General features: G+C 35.2%; 24 protein-coding genes and 1 riboswitch. Of the genes, 12 read left to right on the top strand and 12 right to left on the bottom strand.

Features of this window, described 5'->3' with window-relative positions; translation table 11 throughout:
- Positions 1-158: 158 nt before the first annotated feature.
- Complete coding sequence (locus HMPREF2864_RS07905) at positions 159-1,073, bottom strand: ABC transporter substrate-binding protein (protein ID WP_037543373.1); 915 nt, start codon at positions 1,071-1,073, stop codon at positions 159-161.
- Positions 1,074-1,172: 99 nt separating this feature from the next.
- A riboswitch (TPP riboswitch) is annotated at positions 1,173-1,273 on the bottom strand.
- Positions 1,274-1,400: 127 nt separating this feature from the next.
- Between HMPREF2864_RS07905 and HMPREF2864_RS07910 the strand changes: the two genes are divergently transcribed.
- Complete coding sequence (locus HMPREF2864_RS07910; RefSeq protein WP_070545300.1) at positions 1,401-1,766, top strand: hypothetical protein; 366 nt, start codon at positions 1,401-1,403, stop codon at positions 1,764-1,766.
- 315 nt (positions 1,767-2,081) lie between these two features.
- On the opposite strand, the gene HMPREF2864_RS07915 is transcribed toward HMPREF2864_RS07910, so the two are convergent.
- Positions 2,082-2,315 (bottom strand): hypothetical protein, encoded by a 234-nt coding sequence (locus HMPREF2864_RS07915; protein ID WP_002460728.1) that lies wholly within the window; start codon positions 2,313-2,315, stop codon positions 2,082-2,084.
- 223 nt (positions 2,316-2,538) lie between these two features.
- Here HMPREF2864_RS07915 and HMPREF2864_RS07920 point away from each other — a divergent pair, with 223 nt between their 5' ends.
- The 7 genes from HMPREF2864_RS07920 (at position 2,539) to HMPREF2864_RS07950 (ending at position 11,013) form a co-directional block, all read left to right on the top strand.
- Positions 2,539-3,645, top strand: a complete 1,107-nt coding sequence (locus HMPREF2864_RS07920; protein WP_070545298.1) for a helix-turn-helix domain-containing protein — start codon at positions 2,539-2,541, stop codon at positions 3,643-3,645.
- A 1-nt stretch (position 3,646) separates the two neighbouring features.
- Positions 3,647-4,423, top strand: a complete 777-nt coding sequence (yidC, locus tag HMPREF2864_RS07925; RefSeq protein WP_070545296.1) for a membrane protein insertase YidC — start codon at positions 3,647-3,649, stop codon at positions 4,421-4,423.
- An 889-nt stretch (positions 4,424-5,312) separates the two neighbouring features.
- Positions 5,313-7,481: an ornithine decarboxylase gene (gene speC / locus HMPREF2864_RS07930; protein ID WP_002460725.1), complete on the top strand. Its 2,169-nt coding sequence runs from the start codon at positions 5,313-5,315 to the stop codon at positions 7,479-7,481.
- A gap of 14 nt (positions 7,482-7,495) precedes the next feature.
- On the top strand, positions 7,496-8,824 hold the full coding sequence (gene potE, locus HMPREF2864_RS07935; RefSeq protein ID WP_002460723.1) for a putrescine-ornithine antiporter: 1,329 nt from the start codon (positions 7,496-7,498) through the stop codon (positions 8,822-8,824).
- Positions 8,825-8,972: 148 nt separating this feature from the next.
- A complete protein-coding gene (locus HMPREF2864_RS07940) occupies positions 8,973-9,893 on the top strand; it encodes a cation diffusion facilitator family transporter (protein ID WP_002460722.1) in 921 nt (306 codons plus the stop codon).
- Positions 9,894-10,070: 177 nt separating this feature from the next.
- Complete coding sequence (locus HMPREF2864_RS07945) at positions 10,071-10,457, top strand: hypothetical protein (protein WP_002479023.1); 387 nt, start codon at positions 10,071-10,073, stop codon at positions 10,455-10,457.
- Between the two features lie 115 nt (positions 10,458-10,572).
- Positions 10,573-11,013: a 6-pyruvoyl trahydropterin synthase family protein gene (locus HMPREF2864_RS07950; protein WP_070545294.1), complete on the top strand. Its 441-nt coding sequence runs from the start codon at positions 10,573-10,575 to the stop codon at positions 11,011-11,013.
- Here HMPREF2864_RS07950 and HMPREF2864_RS07955 read toward each other — a convergent pair.
- The 8 genes from HMPREF2864_RS07955 to HMPREF2864_RS07990 all read right to left on the bottom strand — a co-directional run bounded on the left by HMPREF2864_RS07955 (position 10,998) and on the right by HMPREF2864_RS07990 (position 16,098).
- Positions 10,998-11,207 carry a hypothetical protein gene (locus tag HMPREF2864_RS07955; RefSeq protein ID WP_037543368.1) on the bottom strand — a complete coding sequence of 70 codons (210 nt, stop codon included), beginning with the start codon at positions 11,205-11,207 and terminating at the stop codon, positions 10,998-11,000. The genes HMPREF2864_RS07950 and HMPREF2864_RS07955 overlap by 16 nt on opposite strands.
- Before the next feature lie 17 nt (positions 11,208-11,224).
- Entirely contained in the window at positions 11,225-11,416 is a 192-nt protein-coding gene (locus tag HMPREF2864_RS07960; protein ID WP_002460717.1) for a helix-turn-helix transcriptional regulator, read from the bottom strand.
- A 12-nt stretch (positions 11,417-11,428) separates the two neighbouring features.
- Positions 11,429-11,770 (bottom strand): hypothetical protein, encoded by a 342-nt coding sequence (locus HMPREF2864_RS07965; protein WP_002460715.1) that lies wholly within the window; start codon positions 11,768-11,770, stop codon positions 11,429-11,431.
- A gap of 257 nt (positions 11,771-12,027) precedes the next feature.
- Positions 12,028-13,050, bottom strand: coding sequence for a lipoate--protein ligase (locus HMPREF2864_RS07970; protein WP_070545292.1), 1,023 nt, complete (start codon positions 13,048-13,050; stop codon positions 12,028-12,030).
- Between the two features lie 11 nt (positions 13,051-13,061).
- Entirely contained in the window at positions 13,062-13,952 is an 891-nt protein-coding gene (locus HMPREF2864_RS07975; protein WP_070545290.1) for an SIR2 family NAD-dependent protein deacylase, read from the bottom strand.
- Positions 13,942-14,739, bottom strand: coding sequence for a protein-ADP-ribose hydrolase (locus HMPREF2864_RS07980; protein ID WP_070572169.1), 798 nt, complete (start codon positions 14,737-14,739; stop codon positions 13,942-13,944). Before HMPREF2864_RS07980 ends, HMPREF2864_RS07975 begins: the two co-directional genes overlap by 11 nt.
- Entirely contained in the window at positions 14,740-15,072 is a 333-nt protein-coding gene (locus HMPREF2864_RS07985) for a glycine cleavage system H family protein (RefSeq protein ID WP_002460709.1), read from the bottom strand.
- 21 nt (positions 15,073-15,093) lie between these two features.
- Positions 15,094-16,098, bottom strand: coding sequence for an LLM class flavin-dependent oxidoreductase (locus HMPREF2864_RS07990; RefSeq protein ID WP_012990686.1), 1,005 nt, complete (start codon positions 16,096-16,098; stop codon positions 15,094-15,096).
- Between the two features lie 238 nt (positions 16,099-16,336).
- On the opposite strand from HMPREF2864_RS07990, the gene HMPREF2864_RS07995 reads away from it, so the two are divergent.
- Positions 16,337-17,539 carry an NADH-dependent flavin oxidoreductase gene (locus HMPREF2864_RS07995; protein ID WP_070572171.1) on the top strand — a complete coding sequence of 401 codons (1,203 nt, stop codon included), beginning with the start codon at positions 16,337-16,339 and terminating at the stop codon, positions 17,537-17,539.
- A gap of 55 nt (positions 17,540-17,594) precedes the next feature.
- Here HMPREF2864_RS07995 and HMPREF2864_RS08000 read toward each other — a convergent pair whose 3' ends face one another.
- Positions 17,595-18,206, bottom strand: a complete 612-nt coding sequence (locus HMPREF2864_RS08000) for a hypothetical protein (RefSeq protein WP_070545284.1) — start codon at positions 18,204-18,206, stop codon at positions 17,595-17,597.
- A 167-nt stretch (positions 18,207-18,373) separates the two neighbouring features.
- Here HMPREF2864_RS08000 and HMPREF2864_RS12190 point away from each other — a divergent pair, with 167 nt between their 5' ends.
- On the top strand, positions 18,374-18,511 hold the full coding sequence (locus HMPREF2864_RS12190; protein ID WP_002460704.1) for a hypothetical protein: 138 nt from the start codon (positions 18,374-18,376) through the stop codon (positions 18,509-18,511).
- A 198-nt stretch (positions 18,512-18,709) separates the two neighbouring features.
- Here HMPREF2864_RS12190 and HMPREF2864_RS08005 read toward each other — a convergent pair whose 3' ends face one another.
- Positions 18,710-20,326 carry a BCCT family transporter gene (locus HMPREF2864_RS08005; RefSeq protein WP_070481870.1) on the bottom strand — a complete coding sequence of 539 codons (1,617 nt, stop codon included), beginning with the start codon at positions 20,324-20,326 and terminating at the stop codon, positions 18,710-18,712.
- Positions 20,327-20,585: 259 nt separating this feature from the next.
- On the opposite strand from HMPREF2864_RS08005, the gene nagA reads away from it, so the two are divergent.
- The gene (nagA, locus tag HMPREF2864_RS08010; RefSeq protein WP_002492447.1) at positions 20,586-21,755 is read left to right on the top strand and encodes an N-acetylglucosamine-6-phosphate deacetylase; all 1,170 of its coding nucleotides are present in this window, start codon (positions 20,586-20,588) and stop codon (positions 21,753-21,755) included.
- A 42-nt stretch (positions 21,756-21,797) separates the two neighbouring features.
- Complete coding sequence (locus HMPREF2864_RS08015; RefSeq protein ID WP_002460701.1) at positions 21,798-22,043, top strand: hypothetical protein; 246 nt, start codon at positions 21,798-21,800, stop codon at positions 22,041-22,043.
- The last annotated feature ends 33 nt before the right edge of the window (positions 22,044-22,076 follow it).

A 22,076-nucleotide genomic window follows, 5' to 3' on the forward strand; every position in this document is an offset into this window, starting at 1 on the left:
CGGGACAGAATTCATTATGAATTCGTAGTCCCGCCCTGGTAAGGTTGACTAGGATTGAAAATATCTTGGTATAAGCATATGTTCAATTCAGTCAACTACTGCCAATATAGAGTTCATAGCCTAAAACATAATGATGGCCCAGATTCGATTTCCTATGATTAGTGTCGATGATAACGTGGGAATAATAATTCATTAGTGAAATAAAGTTGTGAATCAATGGTTTGTACGATTTTATCGTTTTCGTGTAACCATAGTTGTAAATCATTGTAATAATCGGAGCTCATTGATAAATCATTAGTAAAACAATGGGCTGTAGCTTGTATGGTTTGTTGGTTTAATGCATCATATACATCAGTTTGCGTATAAGCACAATAAATTGCAATCGCTTCATCCAAATGTTGATGAATATAATCTATAGCTTTTTTAATGACAGTGATAAAACGTGATAATTTATCATGCTGTATTTTGAGGTGTTGTGGAGAGGTAATCAATATTAATTGACAAAAATCTGGAACATTATAATCTTTAAGAGCGAAGAAATCGACATTTAAGCCACGTAATTTTGCTTCGATTATTTCGAAATTTTCAAAGATTAACGTTGCTGCGTCTGCTTTGTCCTTCTCTAATGCATCTGTATGATAAAAGCTATTGTTCACAGGAATCAAATCACCTTCCTGATATGTAGCACCATCGGCTTCAATCATTGTTTTAACAATTGCAATACCACCGGAGCCTGGTGCCCCAGGATAGGTTAAGCGTTTTCCAATAAGGTCACGTGGACGAGTTATTGCTTTATCTTTGTTGAACATGACACCACCGTTAGTGTGCAAGAATCGTGCGAAGCCAACAACGTCTTTAGCGTTAGCACGATCTTCAACTAAGTGAATAGGTTCTGTTATCGCTATATCCATTTTGTTGTTTTCAATTTCAGATAGTGCATCGAAATGCGCTTCTGGCTCAATCATATGTACGTCAAGTTGTGCATCTGCAAACCAGCCTTTTTCAATGCCAATGATCAGCGGCATATGATCTGGATTTAAAAACCATTCTAAACCAACTGTTAGTGTATCCATTATCTTTTCTCCTCCTATTAAAATAAGCATTCACGTAGCAAAAGTGAATGCTTGTGTTTAACAAGAAAAAGATTGATGTCAAAAGGACTACGCATCAATGACGCACAAGGTTCACTTTCCTACGCTGGTACTAACCATCAGGTTCAAGGGTTGAAACAAAGTTTCTCTCAGCAGCGATTACTGCACCCCTAGTGATTATTTACATATACAACATAACATAACAACATAAGTAAATAAAATTGGTATATCATAATTGAATGATGCATTGATATGACCTATTCTAAAAGTGAACATATTTATAAATATTTTAATGTTAAGAGGGTTAAAATGTTAATAAGCAATGATTACTTGTATTATTTAACTATTATCATCGAGGTGTTCATTCTTGTAATAATACTTTGGGCGTATTTGCGTCTGAGTCGACAATGGCAATCTAAGCAGCGACGTATTTTAGTGATTAGCTACCAACTTGGTTTAATGGCAGTATTTTTAATTGAATTATTAGATGCGCTACTACCAGAGAATATATTTGGAAATGTTGTATTTGATGATTTATGGGGTTTTTCTACTATGATTGGATTGATTGAACTTAAGCGCCAACATTTCACCAAAGTATGGTGGCTTATGCCGACAACATTTTTGAGTGCTGTATTATTCATTATCTTTATACTATTAGGACCATTAGATTACTGAACATAGGAAACGAGAGCGGATAAGCATATTTAACTATTGAACAATGCTAAAGATTCACTAATTTGTGAAATAAAGTTAATAGTTAATATGTTTATTTTTGTTTTTGTGAAGATACTGCTAGAGAAAATGAGAAAACACTTAATCTCACGAATCTTATTTAAAAGTTGTAAAGTTTGAATAAAGTAAAACGATAAGTACACATTAATTCAATCGTAAAAAACGATAACATGGAGCGTTATTTAGTACAGACTATATTATTTTATCATTTATATATATTATAATAAATTTTGTTTATTTTAGTAGCTGAAATGATGATTATTCTTTATCTTGAGTATGTTTAAAACTTGGTTTTTCGTGTTTTGAGTCATTTGAAGCATGTTGGTTTTGTCGTTTAATTTGTTTGCGCTGACTTAATGAGAGAAATATTTCCATAATTCCCAGTGCAATTGCAAAGATAGATACAATATCAATACCATTAAATAAACGCACAATCCCAACGATAATTAACATAAGCCCTAGAACGAATGAGAAATTAAAGATGTTTTTCATTTATATCACCTCTTTATCAATATTGTAACTTACGATACAAGATTTTCGAATGATAGTTTTTTAAATTATCATACACCGTGTTTTTATACGAATTTTTAAACGAAAAGAATATCCATACGACTATAAGTTTCTTATGTGGAAACTTTATTTCCTTGATATTGTCATATTAGAAATACAATTTAGTTCAACTGCTAGATACAATAAATGTAAGGAGTTGTTTAATATGATTAAAATTAATAAGGTTATAAAAGCGCAGCGGACTAAACTAGGATTAACGCAAGATAAATTGGCTGCATATTTAGATATCACAAAGCCAACTATTTCAAAATGGGAAAATGGTAGTTTAATGCCTGATATTCAGTTGTTACCAAAGCTTGCAAAATTATTTAATATGAGTGTGGACGAATTATTGGATTATCAAGATGTATTAACGAAAGAAGACGCCACTCATCTATGTCAACACTTGTCTAAACAATTGACTAATCATTCGTATGGGACATTTTTAACTGCAGTGAGAGAGAGTTGTCATAATAACAATAATGAGTATTCATTTTTATTGTCAATCATTGCGTTGCTGATGAATCATATTTATTATGCTGAAAATGAGGAACAACGTCTAGATACGATTCAATTTGCACAAACATTATGCGATATAGTTGAAGAAAAATCCGATTCTGATGAACTGATAAAATATGCTAAATGTTATCGTTTAGCATTTCAGCTATATTCTGCAGACTATGGCGCCATTATCGACACTGTTCCTGATTGTTCAATTAAAGAGGGAACAGCGTTCTTTTTAGCAGATGCTTATGCACAACAAGGGAACTTAGCGAAGGCTTCAAGGGTGATTCAAGTGGATATGTATCAATCACTAATGTTAATGTCTCAACAGTTACAGTTGATATTGGTTCGTGATTTATACGAAGAAATCAGTGATATCGAACAGCGTTTTAAAGCATTGCAGCAGGGATTTAATACCAATCAATTATTTCCATATATCAATATTGGTATTAATTTGTCGCTGGCTATGTATTACTATCAACAAACTGAGTATGAGCAAGCTTTAGAATATTTAGAAGACTACTGTCAGTGCTATGAACGAGTTGTGCGAAATTGCAATTATCAGCAAGATCATTTTTTTAATGATATTGATATGTTTTTAGTAAAAATGCCGTTTGGTAAGCGATTAAATATACAAAATGATAGAGTGACACGTGACTTTTATAGAGTCGTAGCTGACGAACAACGATTTGCAGAATTGTGGCATAATCCACAATTTCAACACATTGTGAAGCGTTTAGACTTTATATATCGCCAGGGGACTGAATAAAATGAAGAAATGGTATGTGACAATACTTTTATTATGGATTAGTTTACTTTCAGGATGCAATTACAGTGATACACACCAAAGGACAGGTTTGGTGTATCAACTTGTTGTTGGACCTATGGATGGGTTGCTACATTATTTGGGTTTACATCTGAATCATAATTATGGATTGGCTATTGTTATTATTGTGTGCCTAGTAAGATTAATATTAATGCCACTCATGTTGCATAACCAAAAACAAATGGCAATAACCAGTATGAAAATGAAAGAATTACAACCCAAAATTGAACCGATACAACAAAAAATGAAAGCAGCAGCAACTCAGCAACTAAAAAATGAGGCATATCAAGAGTTGCAGCATTTATATCAACAACATCAACTTAATCCTTTAACAACCATGTTTGGCTGTTTACCTATGCTAATACAAATCCCTATTTTATTTGGATTATATGCGACATTAAAATGGCCAACTTCAGGAGGAATTCTAAGTCATCCAACATTTATGTGGTTTCATCTCACATCACCAGATAGCATGATGGCTATGATTGCTGGGTTCATGTATTTTGTCCAATCATGGTTAAGTGCCAGACAAATGCCTAAGGAACAAAGAATGATGGGCTATGTGATGATGATCGTTTCCCCGTTATTTATTCTCTACATTGCGTTTCAATCTCCCTCAGCACTAGCTTTATATTGGTCTGTAAATGCTGCGTTATTAATGTTGCAAACAATTATATCACAACGTCAAACGCATCATATTAGACAATCAAAAACAATGTGATAAATCTTTATATTATTAGGTAGACACTGTCATAGTTAAGCATGACAGAAGAAGACAGGCACTATCATTTACCAATCAACGGGATGTTAAATTTGATTGAATATGACAATATGATCATTACTGTTTGTGAGTTAAGTTGTATGTGATGACAAGAAATTGTCCAGTGCGTGTTATCAAAATGATTCAATATTTATTATAGCTGGTATGATTGCCACAGTTGAGACAACACCACTTAGTATCAGTCGACCATATATGTGTAGTTGTTAGGTAGTAATTGAAACAAGCGACCTTTTTATGAAAACCAGATAGTCGAATTAATTGAACCAAAAGTTGTAAATAGCAACAATAGATAGAATATCAAAATATTTAACTGCAAGTTTTTTAAAAAACATTCGATTTTAAGCAAGCGAGAATTGAATTATTAATTGTATTAAATGCATAAATATAAAATATTATGAATATACAAGGATGTGTGAAAATTTATTTTCTAGGACATGGATCATCTTTTTGAGAAGATCCATGTCTAAATTTTTAATCAAAAATCGTATGTGAGATTGTGAAAAAATAGATATAAACATTTGTTCATAGTCCGCAATAATATTTTGCATATTGGTTACTTTTAAAGACATATTATAATAAAAATTCCCAAGTTGTATAGACAAATATGCCTACAATGGCGGGGTTTTTACTTTGTAAATGCAATTTACATACTTGTCACAAAAACTTAACAATTCTCAAAAGCCTTGTGTATGTAAGCGTTGTAATATTAAATGTGAAATATTTCACAGAAATAATTATTTAAGGTATTAACAATTTTTGATAATCGTACTACACTGTCGGTGGAGGTACAAAAGAGAATAAATTAATTTGAGGGAAGAAGGTTATATTTATGAAATTCTTGAAAGTTGCTTCTTCGGAGGAAGCAAGAAAATATTTCACTAGCGAAAGAGAAATTGTATCGATCCATGACAAAGATGAAGACATCATCGATTTAGGTGCTGTTGTTCTTATGGAAGAGGATATGGATTTTGTCAACAAACTTAAAGAGGCAAAATTAGACATTCCTGTATTTGTTGTTTCCGACTACGAAAATGATAAAGATGCAGCTAACGCAGTGGATTTAAAAGAAGTAGATTTCATAATAGATGTAAACAATAGTAATTTTGAATATAATTCAAAAAAATTAGAATATGCAATTTCTAAATATGAAAACAATGTACTACCTCCATTCTTTAATACTTTAGCGGACTATGTTGAACGCGGTAATGTGCAATTCGACTGTCCTGGACACCAAGGTGGACAATATTTTGCTAAACATCCAGCTGGAAGACAATTCTACAAATTCTTCGGCGAAAATATTTTTAGAGCAGATATTTGTAACGCAGACGTGGATTTAGGGGACTTATTAATCCATGAAGGTCCAGCCGTAGATGCTCAAAAACATGCTGCAAAAGTTTATAATGCAGACAAAACATATTTCGTTATGAACGGCTCAACAACATCAAATAACATTACGATTACATCAGCAATTATGCCTGATGACTTAGTATTATTTGACAGAAACAACCACAAATCAGTTTATATTTCAGCTTTAGTTAAAGACGGTGGCCGTCCAGTTTATATGCAAACAGCACGTGACTCTTATGGTTTCATTGGCGGTATTCACGAACACGACTTTGATGAAGAATATTTGAGACAAGAAGTTGCTAAAGTGGATCCTGAACGTGCAAAATGGGATAGACCTTTCCGTTTAGCCGTTATCCAATTGGGAACTTATGATGGTACGATTTACAATGCACGTCAAGTTGTAGATAAAATTGGTCACTTATGTGATTACATTTTATTCGACTCAGCTTGGGTGGGTTATGAACAATTCATTCCATTAATGAAAAAATCTTCACCATTATTATTAGACCTTGATGAAAATGATCCTGGTATCTTTGTTGTTCAATCTACACATAAACAACAAGCTGGTTTCTCACAAGCGTCACAAATCCATAAAAAAGATAAACACATTAAAGGCCAAAAACGTTATATCAATCATAAACGTTTCAATAATGCTTATATGCAATATGCATCAACTTCACCGTTCTATCCAATGTTCGCTTCTCTAGATATCAACGCAAGAATGCAAGAAGGACCTATGGGAGAAAAACTTTGGAACGATTGTTTAACGGTATCAACAAATGCTAGAAAAGAAATCCTAGCTAAATGTAAATATATTAAACCGTTCTTACCTGAAAAAGTGAATGGTAAAAAATGGTCTGATGCACCAACAGAAGAAATCATTAGCAATTTAGACTATTGGAAATTCAATCCAGAAGAATCATGGCATGGTTTCAACGGCTATGGTAAAGACCAATATTTCGTTGATCCAAACAAATTCTTATTAACAACACCAGGTATCAACCCAGAAGATGATTCATACATGGACTTTGGTATTCCAGCAGTTATTTTGGCTAATTATTTACGTGAAAATGGCATTATTCCTGAGAAAAATGACTTAAACTCTATTCTATTCTTAATGACACCAGCTAGCGACGAAGCTAAAATGAACAATTTAATCGCTAAATTAATCAAATTCGAAAGCTTAATTGATCAAGATGCACCGCTAGATAAAGTGTTGCCAAGATTGTATCATCAAAACTTTGAACGCTATCAAGGTTATACAATTCGTCAATTATGCCAAGAATTACATGATTTCTATAAAGAACATAATACAAAAGAATTCCAGAAAAAAATGTTCTTAAAAGACTACTTACCAGAACAAAGCATGAAACCTTACGATGCTAACATTCAATTATTGAAAAACAACGCTAAATTAGTTGAATTAGACAACATCGTTGGAGAAATTGCACTTGAAGGTGCATTACCATATCCTCCAGGAATCTTCTGTGTTGTTCCAGGTGAAAAATGGAGCGAAACAGCTAAATCTTACTTCAAGATTTTAGAAGAAGGTATCAATAAATTCCCTGGATTCGCACCAGAAATTCAAGGTGTTTACTTTGAAGAAGTAGACGGCAAAATTAAAGCATTTGGTTATGTGCTAGAAAGCTAGGAAGGAGAACGAACATGGCTCAAAAGAAAAAAATGAGTGTGACTCAGTTAACAATCGTTACGGCTGTTAACATGATGGGTTCAGGTATTATCATGTTACCGACGAACCTCGCACAAGTAGGTACAATGTCAATCCTTTCATGGATTGTGACAACAGTTGGAGCAGTAATGCTTGCTTTCATCTTTGCTAGAGCAGGTTTATACAGCTCAAAAGGTGGAGGAATGGGTGGTTATGCAGAATACTCATTCGGTAAAGCCGGAGCATTCTTAACTAACTATACGTATGGTCTTTCGTTGGTAATTGCCAATGCTGCCATCGCTATTTCAGCAGTAGGTTATACAGCTGAATTACTTCACATCCATATGTCACCAGTTGCTACAGCGTTATGGACAATTTTAGCGTTATGGGTAGCAACATCATTAAACTTTGGTGGTGCAAGCATCACTGGTAAAATCAGTTCATTTACTGTATGGGGCGTTATTCTTCCAGTTGTATTCATCAGTATTATTGGATGGTTCTGGTTCAGTGGAAGTAACTTCGCATCATCATGGAACCCACATCACTTTGGATTCTTCGAAGGTATGGGTAAATCAATTTCAATTACCTTATGGGCATTCTTAGGTTTAGAGTCAGCAGCAGCAAATAGTGATGCTGTAGATAATCCTAAGAAAAACGTACCAATTGCCGTTATGGGTGGTACAATCGGTGCTGCGGTAATGTACATTATTTCTACAAACGTTATTTTAGGTATTTCACCAATTAAAGATTTAGCACATTCAAATGCACCATTCGGTTTAGCATTTAGTCATATGTTTAACCCAACAGTAGGTAGCATTGTAATCGGATTAATGATTATTTCATGTTTCGGTTCATTAATTGGTTGGCAATTTACAATTGCAGAAGTGTTTAGAACGTCTGCAGTTGAAAAATACTTCCCTAAAGTATTCGCTAAAACAATTGGTAATGGTACACCATTAATTGGTATGTTGATAATTACATGTTTACAAACACTAATTTCATTAATGACAATTAGTCCATCATTATCTAAACAATTTACCATTTTAGTTAACTTGGCCGTTGTAACGAACGCTGTGCCATACGTTCTTACTATGGCAAGTATTAAGACGATGCAGAAAGAAGCAGGTAGTGTGTCTGCTAAAGGCATGAAGTGGACAAACTTTATTGCAGTCATTGCAGGACTTTACACATTATATGCAATCTACTCTTCTGGTGGTATCGCAGTTTACTACGGTGCAATAGTAACGTTTGCCGGATGGACACTTTATGGATTGATTTCCTATAGATTTGACGTAAACAAACCTCATGAAAATATTACAAAATAATTAAGATAGCTTAAAAAACGTGAATATTCTTTCCTTAACAATCCCATTAGCTGTATTCTCAAACCTCTCGCAACACGGCTATGGGATTGTTTTATTTGAATTTAGGTGTAAAATAATAGGTGTAAATATGTAAAAGGACTAGATAAAAATGAAAAAAGCAGATCATTCTGTGAGTAGAATATTAGTCATTTCTACGATAGGTGCACTGATCTTTTCCGTGGTAGGTATCTTTTTAGGTATCGTATCAAACAGTGACATGGTGTTACTTGACGGTCTGTATGCAGTGCTTAGCTTATTAATTTCTTCACTTTCTTTATTTACATCTATAGCAATCAAGAAACCGAATCATGAGTCTTTTCCGTTTGGTAAATATGTGTTTCAACCTCTTACCATTATCTTTAACTCATCAATCATGTTGTTATTATGTATCTTATCATTAGTATCATCAGTTTATGCGATTCTACAAGGCGGGAGAGATATCAATGCAAACATTGGTTTGTTCTATGGTATTTTCTCATTTGTAGGCTGTGGTCTAGTGTGTTTAATGTTGTCACGCAACCGTAAACGTTCAGATCTTATTTATGCTGAAATGTTGCAGTGGTTACTCGATACTGTAGTTAGTTTTGGTTTAGTATTTGGCTTTGTGTTAATGTTTGTTTTAAAATACACGCCACTTGCATGGCTCATTCCTTACATTGACCCAGGAATGGTGTTACTCGCAGGGATTATCCTGATTACAATGCCAATTCGATTACTATACAATAATGGTAAGGAACTTATTTCTATGTCAGCATCTGAAGAAGTTCAATATGAAATTTTTACGATTGTTAAAGAATTAAACTTAAAATATAATATTCGTGAAGAAGATTTAAGAATTTCTAAAATGGGACAAGCGATTTATATAGATTTACAAAATATTGTAGATTCCAAATCAGCAATTAGAACGATTGAACAAGCAGATGTCTATCGTGATGAGCTGATTCATAATATAAATGAGGCTTTTACAAACTATGATAAGTGGTTGAATATTTCATTTACGGAACAGTATTATTTAAGACAATTGAATTAGGATTTGATTTGTTGATGCATCACGTTTGATAAGACAAATGATATGGCACATGAGGTTTGAGATAACCTTGTGTGCCTTTTTCATTATTAAATAGAATGAATCGCACTTTTTTAGTTACTTATAAGCATGAAAGAACTTATTTCGGGGATGATAATAATTATTTTGGAGGTGCTACACATGAATGCAGATATGGAGTTATATAATAAGAAATTTGGGACAGAAGCACAACTATATAATACAAAAGTAAAGTATGTCTATAATCAAAATGGCAAGAAAACATTTGTCGAATCGACATTGATTTTAAGTAGAAGACATATTGTTATTATTTCAAATAAGGAACACTTTTTTAAGGAAATTATTATACGCAATATTAAAGGATATACCTTATCTGATAAGTTTATGAGTGCCGTTGTTGAATTGATTTATGGGGATAATCAATTTGAATTTAATGCCACGATAGCTTTTAAAAACAAGAAAGAACGTGAAATCGTATTGAATTTCTTAAGCGTACTTTTCGACAATAACTTTTTGAAAAATAAACTACAAAATAAAACAGATCGATAGCGTCTGTAAACAGCTAGATAAGTATAAAAAATCATCTGAGTATATAAATGATTATATCAGATGATTTTTTATATTCTTAATTGGAGGAACTTATTTATAAAAGGAGGAACAGATGATGTATAACGATATCAGTGAAGTACAATTACCACAACAATTTAAATATGGTAGTCAGCAAGACATCGTTGTTCGCAGTTATTATCAGTTTACAGCTGATAATCGTATTTATTTTGACGCACATCATTATCGAGATTTGATTGATCATGAATATCGGTTAACGATAGATATCCAGTCTCCAGTTAATGCATACGGGTTAGCCATTGATTTCTTTGATATTGACGAGATATATTATCAATATATTCATCCTAAATTGGATGGTCAGCTTATCAATAATACATTGATTTCAATGAATACAACAGCTGAAAATATCGCTAACTGGTTTTGGGAGCAATTCAAGCATCACCTGCCATCAGGGCATCATATATGTAGGCTCGAGCTAGCAGAAACGGCGCAGCATAGTGTTATATTGGACTCACGATTAAACTATAAACGTGTGTGATATTTATGCCATGTTAAAATACCCCAAAACAGTACAAGACCAACCATTAAAATAAGCCAAATGATATCGAATTGTCCTGTTGTTATCTTGGTGTATACACTGTAGATGAATAAAGCAATAAAGAAATATCCAGTTGTCCATTTACTTGCGATACTAAAGTGATGACGTTCCATTTCATCTTGCTTTTTTAACATTTGAATCATCCTTTGCTTTACTTTGTGCTAAATAAATCGTCAACGGTTGTATCAAACTGCTTTGCAAGTTTAAACGCTAACATTAATGTGGGATCATATTTATTATTCTCGATGGCATTAATTGTTTGGCGCGAAACGTTGACGTTTTTGCTTAACGTTTCTTGAGACATGCCTATTTTTTTACGATAGGCTTTAATTTTATTTTTCATATATCACGCATCCTAAGTGGTATATTTCTTTTTTACAGAAAAGTAATTCATGACTAAAAATAACAGGCCCAATAAGATGTATAGTAATTCTGGATAATCTTTAAATATAAAAAGTGATTCTGAAACTTTCTTGTATATGCCAAATAAACGCAAAAATACTGAGGATAGCATTATATAAACTATCCACACAAATGTGCGTGCAAATATTTCTAGGAACATCCGCCGTTGTCGTTCATCGTATTTGGTATCGTCTTTTTTACGACCATCGACGCTTTCTGCTGGCAACAATGCAGTGGTGACGATACTCCATGATACTGAAAATATAAAGAAACCGATATATGCTAAGATTTTCATTGTATTACACCTCAAAATGTCAAAAGTTTTTTACATAAACACCATAACAACTGAAATTTAGAATGTCAAATACTTTTTACATTTTAAATAATAAAAAAAGAGCGAGACAGCATTTATTGTGAATTTGAAGTCCCGCCCTGGCAAGGTTGACTCGGGTTGAAAAAAGCTTGGGATAAGCGTATTTTCAATTCAGTCAACTACTGCCAATATAGAGTTCATAGCCTAAAACATGACGATGTCCGAGACGTTTTAGGTAACTAGCTTAAAATGAGTTGTGTTAATTCTTCTGCTGATAATGATCCAAAGTAATAATTTAAATCAATATCTTCTAAGCGAGCGATTAAATCCTGTTTAACCATTCGTGTACCTACTAGATGTGTTTCAACATCATGAATATCGCCTTGTCCAAAGAAATCGCCAAAAATACTACAACCTGAGATACGATTTTGTGTTACTGAAAGTGAAATATCAATGGTACCACAAGCAAAACGCGCATTGCGATTATATTCATAACGCGGAGAATGTCCATAATTCCACTCCCAATTTGCGTATTTGTCAGCAACGAGTTGATCAATACCAGCCCAATCTTCGTCGGTTAATGTATAGCGTTTGGCATCTGAAATGTCATCGATGCCCATAATTTGTTTAATAATAAGGTCTTTGAACGCTTGAATGGTGATGTCTTGATACTCAGGGGCAAGTGAATCCCTAATATTACCCACGCGAGCACGTACGGATTTAATGCCTTTGGACTCAATTTTTTTGCGATTTGGATTTAATGATTGCACCATGGCATCGTAATCAACGTCGAGCAGTAGAGAGTAACCACCATAAATATGGTTGTTGATTACTGTCATAGCGGCGCCAGAAATTTTTTTGCCATGGAGTGTTAAATCATTGCGTCCACTTTGGATGACATCGGTGGCACCAAGATGATGCAATGCTTTGATTGCTGGACGATAGAAACGTTGGAAGTCTCCATAAATTGACGTATCTTGTTCAAGGATGCAGCACACATTTACAGCACCTTTATCAACGTAAACGGCACCGCCTCCAGTATCTCGACGTACTACTTGAATGCCATGCGTATCAACGTATTCTTGATTGATTTCGATGGCAGTATTTTGGAAACGTCCAATTTCAATTTTAGGGTCACAGTAGTATGGTAATAGAATATCTTCATCTAAAAAAATATGCTGATTTACATAAACTTGCATGGCAAGGTTAACCGCACCATCAGCGATATATTTTCCATTGCGGATGGGTTCAATTAAATACATAATTTTAGCTCCTAGTTGTTCATTTTCTGCTGTGCAGTTGTCATTAATGTAGCAATGTCTTCATTCAAATGAATGGTTCGCACTTTAATATTTTGTGGAATACGATAAGCTTTTTTATTTAAAGTCATAAAAAGGGCATCTGTATTGTGACGTGTCATGCGCTGAAACGGATGTTTCACAAATTGTGGTGTCGTATAACCGATACCAATTTCAAGGTATAAGACTTTGCCATGTTGATGTTCAGCTAAAAAGGCATTATACTGTTCGAGCTGTGCATGAAAATCAGCATCTTCAACCATGCCAACTTGTGCTTTACGTTTGTTAATTTCCATAGGTGCATCACATTTTGGACAATGTGGAATCAATGTCCAAGGAATTTTCATATCTTGTTGTTCAGCTACCATCTGACGAATAGCATCATCATCACGATAGGTCTGTGCATGACAATGCTGGCTACATTGCCATAAAATATATTCGCCTTGAATATGAAATACTTTATTTAAATCATAGTCTGCTGCTAAAAAAGCATTATCTGCATTGGTTGTAATAATGTGATACGCTTTTTGCGCTAATAATGATTTTAAAGCAAGATATGATGCTCCGACCGGCTGATCCAAATAATTTAAAACAACAAAACGACTTTCGAATGCCCAGTATTCCTGCCAACTATCAAAGGGATGTAGACTGGCTTGTAACATATCAAAGAAACCATATTTTTCGATAAAATCTGGAAAGTTTTGTGTAAAACGTTCACCTATATAGGTGAAGCCATCAGCTGCCGACATACCAGCGCCAATACCGACAACGACTGCATCTGCTTCATAGATAGCGCGTAGTAGTATATCGACTTGTGCAGCGTCTTCGCGAGCAAGTTGGAGTGCTGCCCATTTATTATGACTCATGAGTCTGAAGCACCTCCGTATAAAGTTGTGCATCTTTATCAGTAAAGACATTAAAAATAACCTTTATTGATGATGGATGTGTTGTTAAATAATCCGAAACGGTCTTAATCGCGATATGGCAAGCTTCTTCTTGTGGAAAGCCGAATACACCTGTCGCAATGCAACAAAAAGCTATATGTTGTAAACCGTGCTGTTCAGCTAATTCTAAGCAAGATGTATAACAGCGCGCTAACAGTTCTTTATTCATTTGCGAAACAGGATATTTACGTATTTGTGGACCGACAGTGTGCAAGACATAACGGCAAGGCAAGTTATACGCCGGGGTGATTTTAGCCTTACCTATACCTTCTTTACGACCTTGTTGTTTGATGATTTGTACACAATCAAGACGAAGTTGAACGCCTGCTTTTGTATGGATTATGTTATCTATACAATCATGATTGGCTTGCATACACCCTAAGAGGCTACTGTTAGCAGCATTGACAATCCCATCAACAGCCAGACGTGTAATATCACCTTGCCACACATATAACTGTTGATTCTCTACAGGTGTTAACGCATCCATATGAATGGGCTGTCGTTCAGTTGATAATGCTGAAAGGTAAGCATCTTGAATATCTAAATATTCTTGAGAAATAGGTTCTGGTGGTCTGACATTGGCTAAGCCACGATATAATTCCCATTGTGCTGTGGAGTCAGTAGGGTAGTTTAACGGTTCTGAACCACGTGCTTCTTGCCATAAATAATGTGTTAAATAAGCGAGACGTTTACTCTGTGTTTGTAACATTTATGCCTCTGGTAATGCGTTATAAGCATCTTCATCTACATTTTCTAATTTGACTAACCAATTGTCTTCTGGTTTTTCTGAGTTTAAAATCGTTGGTTCGTCTTCAGCTTTTGTATTGCGTGCAACAATTGTGCCGGCAAGAGGCGTTTGGACATCTAACACCGTTTTTGAAGCTTCAATACTTACAATTTCATCGTTTTTAGCGACATCGTTTGCAGTCATGAATTCAACATAACCCACAGTACCAATATCATCTTGAAGTTCTGGTGTCATATAATAGACATATTGGTTTCCTTCCTTTTGTACTAATAGATAGTTTGCTAATTTAGCCATATATATACTTCCTTTCTTTAGTTATAGATATGCTTGTGCAAGTAATTCTAGCGTGCGACAGCGGTTTTCTATATTTGGTAGGAGAGGTACCACTAAGACTTCATCAGCTTGAAAGTCTTGAATCATGGCGTCGAGTTTTGGTGTTACTTGTGTGATGGTTCCAGCTAAAATTTTAGAATGAGATGCTTGCATGCGTGCTTTATCTCGCGCAGTTGGTTGATATTGTAATGCAGTCTCATAAGATGGAAAACGTTCGAACTCAGCAAAATAACGTTTTCCTAATAACCATACATCTAGTGCTTGTAATAATCGTGTAGCTTCTTTCTCAGTGTCAGTTACAATGACAAACACGGTTAACATAACACTTGGTGACATCTGTAATGATGTAATTTCAAAATGCTGGCGATAAGCAGCGATGCTATGTTGTGTGGCACGTATGCTATCTGTATCTGGCAATAAAAATGTACCAACAGCAAACCCCATACCTTGCTGTGCAGCCATTTTAGCTGAACGTTGGCTAATGCTTAATAGCCACATATCAGGATGATGTGATATGTTTGGTTGTGCCATGACGCTAGAAAAGCGCTGCTCACTTTGCTGATTTGTTAAGTAATGACGAAGATCCACGATACTTTGTTGATAATCAAGATATTCAGATTTATCCTCGTCCATTGCACGTTTCACGGCAGGTGTACCAGGATTATTGCCAATGCCAAGATCGACGCGTCCAGGATAAAATGCTTCTAACATGCGAAAATTTTCGGCGACTTTGTAAGGACTATAATGAGGCAACATAATACCACCTGAGCCTACTTTAATGTGGGATGTTTTACCCAAAATGTGCATCATCAATAATTCTGGACTACTGCAAGCAAAAGCTGGCACGTTATGATGCTCTGTTATCCAAAAACGTTTAAAGCGTAGTCGATCTGCCAGTTGTGCCAAGCGTATTGTATCGTGAAGTGCCTGCTCAGCATTTTTCCCTTCATCTATCATCGCATAATCTAACACATTTAGTTCTACCAAAAACTCATCTCCATTACTGTTTTATCATTCCCCAATTATTTACCCAATTTTATTTTAACGGTTTTTGTTATGTATTGCTAAATTTCAGTTTACAACAACATATTTTTATGTGGTTTATTTGGTTCAAAGTGGTCAAATGCATTAGTAAAAACTATTTAAGAAGTGTGATTAAATTGCTAATTTTAAGCGGTCGTGATACGTTGATGTTAATAAGCAGATGAAAGAAGATGACACTGACATGGAAGATTACACACCATTATTGCAACCTATCACGCAACCTATCACGCTACCTAACGGCGTACAATTGAACAACCGTTTCGTGTTGTCACCAATGACGACAAATTCATCGACGCATGATGGACATATTACTCAAGAAGATTTACGCTATGCTGAAAGACGGGCGGGATCAGCTGGACTTCAAGTGACTGGTGCTGCTTATATTGAGCCTTATGGTCAGCTCTTTGAGTATGGTTTTAATATCTCAGATGATACATGTATTCCTGGGTTGAAAAAGCTAGCCCAAGCCATGCAACAAGATGGCAATAAAGCGATTATTCAATTGGCACATGCAGGACGTTTTTCCAATCAAGCGATTCGAAATTTTGGTGAAGTATATGGACCTAGCCCGATGTCACTGCATTCTCCAACACCTCATAAAGTACTAGAAATGTCTCAAGAGAAGATTAAAGATGTGATTCAACAATATGCTGATGCTACATCTCGTGCTATTCAAGCAGGCTTTGATGGTGTCGAAATATCAGTTGCACAACGTCTATTAATACAAACGTTTTTTTCTACTTTTTCAAATCAACGACATGATGACTATGGGGTAGATTCCTTAGAAAACCGTGCGCGTTTTGGATTACAAGTCATGCAAGCTGTTCAAAATGTGATTGATCAACAAGCACCTGCTGATTTTATTCTTGGCTATAGGGCTACACCTGAGGAAACACGTGGAAGTGATCTAGGGTATACCATTGATGAATTTAATCAACACTTAGACTGGGTCATGGATGTTGCCAATATTCACTATTTAGCTATTGCTAGTTGGGGGCGACACATCTATCAAAATACAAGCCGTACACCAGGGCAACACTTTGGAAAACGTGTCAATCAAGTTGTATATGATCATTTGAATGGGCGTTTACCTATGATTGCGAGTGGTGGAATTAACTCGGTAGAAAGTGCATTAGATGCGATGCGACAAGCGGATATGGTAGGTATGTCGTCACCGTTTGTCACAGAACCTGACTTTGTGACAAAACTTGCAGCAGGGCAGCCTGAATCTATTGATTTACACATCACTCAAGATGATTTAGAGAAATTAGCTATTCCGCATGCAGCTTTTAAAGATATTGTGAAAATGATGGATTATGGTAAAGGATTAGCTTTGAAAACAAGAGATGAACTACGTAAATTAGAACAAAATTATGACGATTAACAATAAGGAGCGGGGTAGAATTCTTTGTGAATTCGTAGTCCCGCTCCCTATATTGTTATGGTGTATCTACAATTGATGCTTGAGCCATCGCTGTGCCAAAGTCACCGTATTGATGTGTAGTGGCTAATTGTTTAAAAGCATCTTCAATGAGTGAATCAAATTTATGCAATCTAAAATCCTTATCTTGTACCTGTGTTAAAATGTCAGAATATGTTTTGAAAAGATATTCAATAGTGAGATCTAAATCTTCAGAAAAAGAATCGAATGTTTCGATAGCTACGTTAATAAATGGTGTCAATTGTCCACGCACATTTAATAATCGTTCGATATCAGCATCATATTTAGCCAATAAGTCTTCTGATAATTCTAATTCTTCTATATGCATTGAACTATCTAATGCATAAAATAGTTGGTAGGCATGACGGCCTTCGATAAAGTGTAAGTGATCATCATTAGTACTTGTTTCACCATAACGTGCTTGATTTTTAATCATTTTTGTAATATGTAACTTAATTAAAACGATTGTTGCTTCTTTAATATGAGCGATATCTTTACGATTTTGACCTTGCAGTTGTTCTTTAATTTGTACTTCCAATTCATCGTGTATTTGAGGCATCAAATTTAGACGCGCTTGTAATACATCAGTAGTTAATATATCTGCGGACATCTTCGTCACTCCAATTTCTATCTAAAATTAATCTTATATATAATTATCGCATAAAAAAGACTTTTTTGGGGAGAGAAATAATCAGTTTCTTTTTTTGAGTGTTTAAAAATATGAAGATTTACAATGAACAATAAGAATTAGTGGATGTTTGAGGGCAACAACGATAATTGTTTTCTGTTAAGATAGCGACATTGATTGTGAAAGATGATACGTGGGAGGCTATTATGGCATCATTAGATGGGCTGCCATGGGTACTTCGAATATTTAAATCAGATTATGGTGCTGAGGCAACACCTGAAACATAACAAGCTTATTGGCAGCCGCAACAAATCCAATTATTAGATATCGCATTTTCAATAGCCATTGCTATGGCGCTTGTAGCGATATCATGCACTTTATCAGATTGGATTGAAAATATGCTTATACCAAGCTTATTTCAATCCAATCAACTTGCCGAGGCAGGACTAGGAATTCATAATGAGTTCAGTTCTGCTCCCTTTATGCTATTTCTTTTTATTTATATTGTTTGTAGAATCATGTTGTTTATCTTGTTGATCTTCACGTTCTTCTAAGCTAATCGTGTAATCTTTATCATCATTAATATATGTCATGGCAAAGTGTTTCGTATGCTCTCTGCGTAATGCACGCATTAAAGAAAAAATCATTAACAGCAAAATAATAGAAAAAGGCAAACCAGTAACGACGGCTGCGGATTGTAAACTTGTTAAACCACCGGCAATCGTCATAGCAACCGATATAGCACCGATTAATAAACCCCAAATAACTTTATGTTTAACTTTTGGATTTTCTTCACCACCTGTGGCCATGCTAGCAACGATATGTGTGGTGGAATCCGCACTAGTAACGATGAAGATAAAGATTAAGGTAATGGCTAGGGCACTAGTGATGTCGCTAATCGGGAACTTAGACAGTAACTCAAATAATGCTACAGTATAATCTTTATCGACTACATTAGCAATCGGATCACCGCCAAGTGCTATTTTTAATGCTGTCCCGCCAAAGCCAGCTATCCATGAAAATGAAATTAAAGGTGGCACGAGCAGAACCCCTACGACAAATTCGCGGATTGTGCGCCCACGAGAAACACGAGCCACGAAACCACCAATAAATGGGGACCAAGAAATAACCCAGGCCCAATAAAAGACGGTCCATTTTTGCACCCAAGAATTATCCCCTTGATACGGATTAATACGGAGACTATATTCAACAAAATGCGTGATATAATCGCCAATCGCAAGCGTATAAGATTCTACAATAAATTTTAAATCACCAAATATAAGCATAAAGATAAGTAACAGTGCGCCTAACCCAATGTTGATATTGCTCAACCATTTTACGCCTCTATTTAAGCCGGTTAAAGCAGAGCCTAAGAAGATACACACCATTAAAATTGTAATTCCTATCTTAGTTACATTTGTATTTGGAATATGGAATACATAGTTAAGGCCGCCACCAATCTGTAAAATTCCAAGACCAATTGAGGTTGCAATACCCATGACAGTGGCAATAATAGCTAAAATATCAATAATATTGCGAAATGGACGTTTATAAGCTTCACCAAAGACAGGTTCCATTGCGGTGGAAATGAGTCCGTTGCGTTTTTTTCTAAATTGAAAGAATGCTACTATTAAACCGGCAATCGCAAATATAGACCATTGAGAGATTCCCCAATGAAAGAACGTATATCCCATAGCTAGCCGTGCAGATGATGCAGATTCACTGGTAATCTTCCCAGGAAAAGGTGAATGTAAATAGTGCGTCAATGGTTCGGCTACACCCCAAAAGACAATACCAACACCTAAGCCAGCAGAAAATAGCATACCAATCCATGAAATAGTTGAAAATTCAGGCGCTTCATCATTATCTCCCAGCTTGAAGCGGCCATAACGTGAAACAGCGAGGGAAATCAAAAAGACGTCGAGAATAAAAATAATTAGCAAAAATAGCCAGCCAAACGAATTAGTCAAAAAATTATAAATTGCTTGTGCTCGTGATCCAAATGCTTTTGGAAATAAGCCAGCAATTGCAGTGATGATTAAAATGATAAGTACGGAAAATGCATAAACAAAATTGTTATTTTTCTTCCTTTTGTCAGACATGGAGCTGTTTAGTCATCCCTTTGTTTAAATTTATTGTCGTTAAAAGTATAACCATAAGTTTTAAAATAATTCAAAAATTTATGGATTTTAAATACAAATGCTGTGGTGAGAAAAGTAACACAATCATATATGGACAATGGTGAAACATCTAATAATGAAAAGATTTTTCATTTTTCAAGAAGCATGGGAGAGCAGAGTCTGAAATGATATAATAAAGGCGTTATAAGACAATCATTATACACAGAAAAGAAGGGATCGTATGTCTAAATATGCGCTAATTAACGGGAAGATTTACACAGAACAGCAAGTGATTGAGCATGGATATGTCGTGATTAATGATGGACGTATTGAGCAAATCGCATCAGGTGAATATGATGGTATGTTAGAAACGGTTGATGCACAAGGTCAGCACGTCTTACCAGGATTTATTGATATTCACATTCATGGGGGATATGGTGCTGATGCCATGGATGCATCATATGAAGGGTTAAAACATTTAGCTGAAAATTTATTGTCAGAAGGAACGACAAGTTTCTTAGCAACTACAATGACACAGTCTGATGAAAATATCATTAAAGCTTTAGCTAATATTGCTAAGTATCATCAAGAACAACAACAAGGAACTGCAGCAGAAATTGTGGGAATACATTTAGAAGGGCCATTTATTTCAGAACATAAAGTGGGTGCACAAAATCCACAATATGTGCAACGACCTTCCGTGGATAAAATTCAACAATTTCAACAAAGTGCGCAAGGTTTAATTAAAGTGATCACCTTTGCACCGGAAGTGGAAGGTGCACAAGAGACATTAGCTGCACTACATCATGATATTATTTTCTCAATAGGTCATACTGTTGCGGATTTTGATCAAACGAATGAGGCAGTCACATGTGGTGCGAAACATATTACACACTTATACAATGCAGCGACAGGCTTTGAGCATCGCAAGCCAGGAGTTTTCGGCGCAGCATGGACCAATTCAGGATTAAATACGGAAGTGATTGTTGATGGTATTCATTCACATCCAACAGCGGTTAAACTTGCGTATCAACTCAAAGGACATGAACATTTCTATCTTATTACTGATGCCATGCGTGCTAAAGGCATGTCTGATGGAGAATACGACCTAGGCGGTCAAAATGTTATCGTTAAAGGGTCAGAAGCGCGTCTAGCATCAGGATCTTTAGCTGGAAGTATTTTGAAAATGAATGATGGACTGAAAAATGTGATGACCTTTACTGGACAAGGACTAGACCAAGTGTGGCGCGTAGCCAGTTTAAATCAGGCAATCGCGTTAAAAATTGATGATCAAAAGGGTAGTATAGCAGTAGGTAAAGACGCTGACTTAGTTATTGTTGATGATGATATTCAAGTATTAACAACAATCAAAGCAGGTTGTATGCATCGATATCGTTCACTTGGGGAATAGATAAATTAAGACCATAATAAATAAATTTAGGAGGCGTATTATATGCAAAGTAATTATAGATTTCCTAATGCTATCTTTTTCTTTAATATGCTGTTATTAGCCGCAACATTAGCGATTATTGCTTTGGCGATTGTCAACTTTATCTCTAATAGCATCATAACTAAAGCAGGCGTTGTCTTTGAGATGGCCTGGCAAGAAACTGAAATTATTTTTGTATCAGCATGTGGTATCTGTATTCTTATTAGTTTAATAGCACTATTTATCTTAAAATTATTTGAATATAAATAAGTCAAATATCAAACCGGAATATAAAGCCATTCT

This window comes from Staphylococcus sp. HMSC059F04, assembly GCF_001812565.1.
GTDB classification, from domain to species: Bacteria; Bacillota; Bacilli; order Staphylococcales; family Staphylococcaceae; genus Staphylococcus; species Staphylococcus lugdunensis.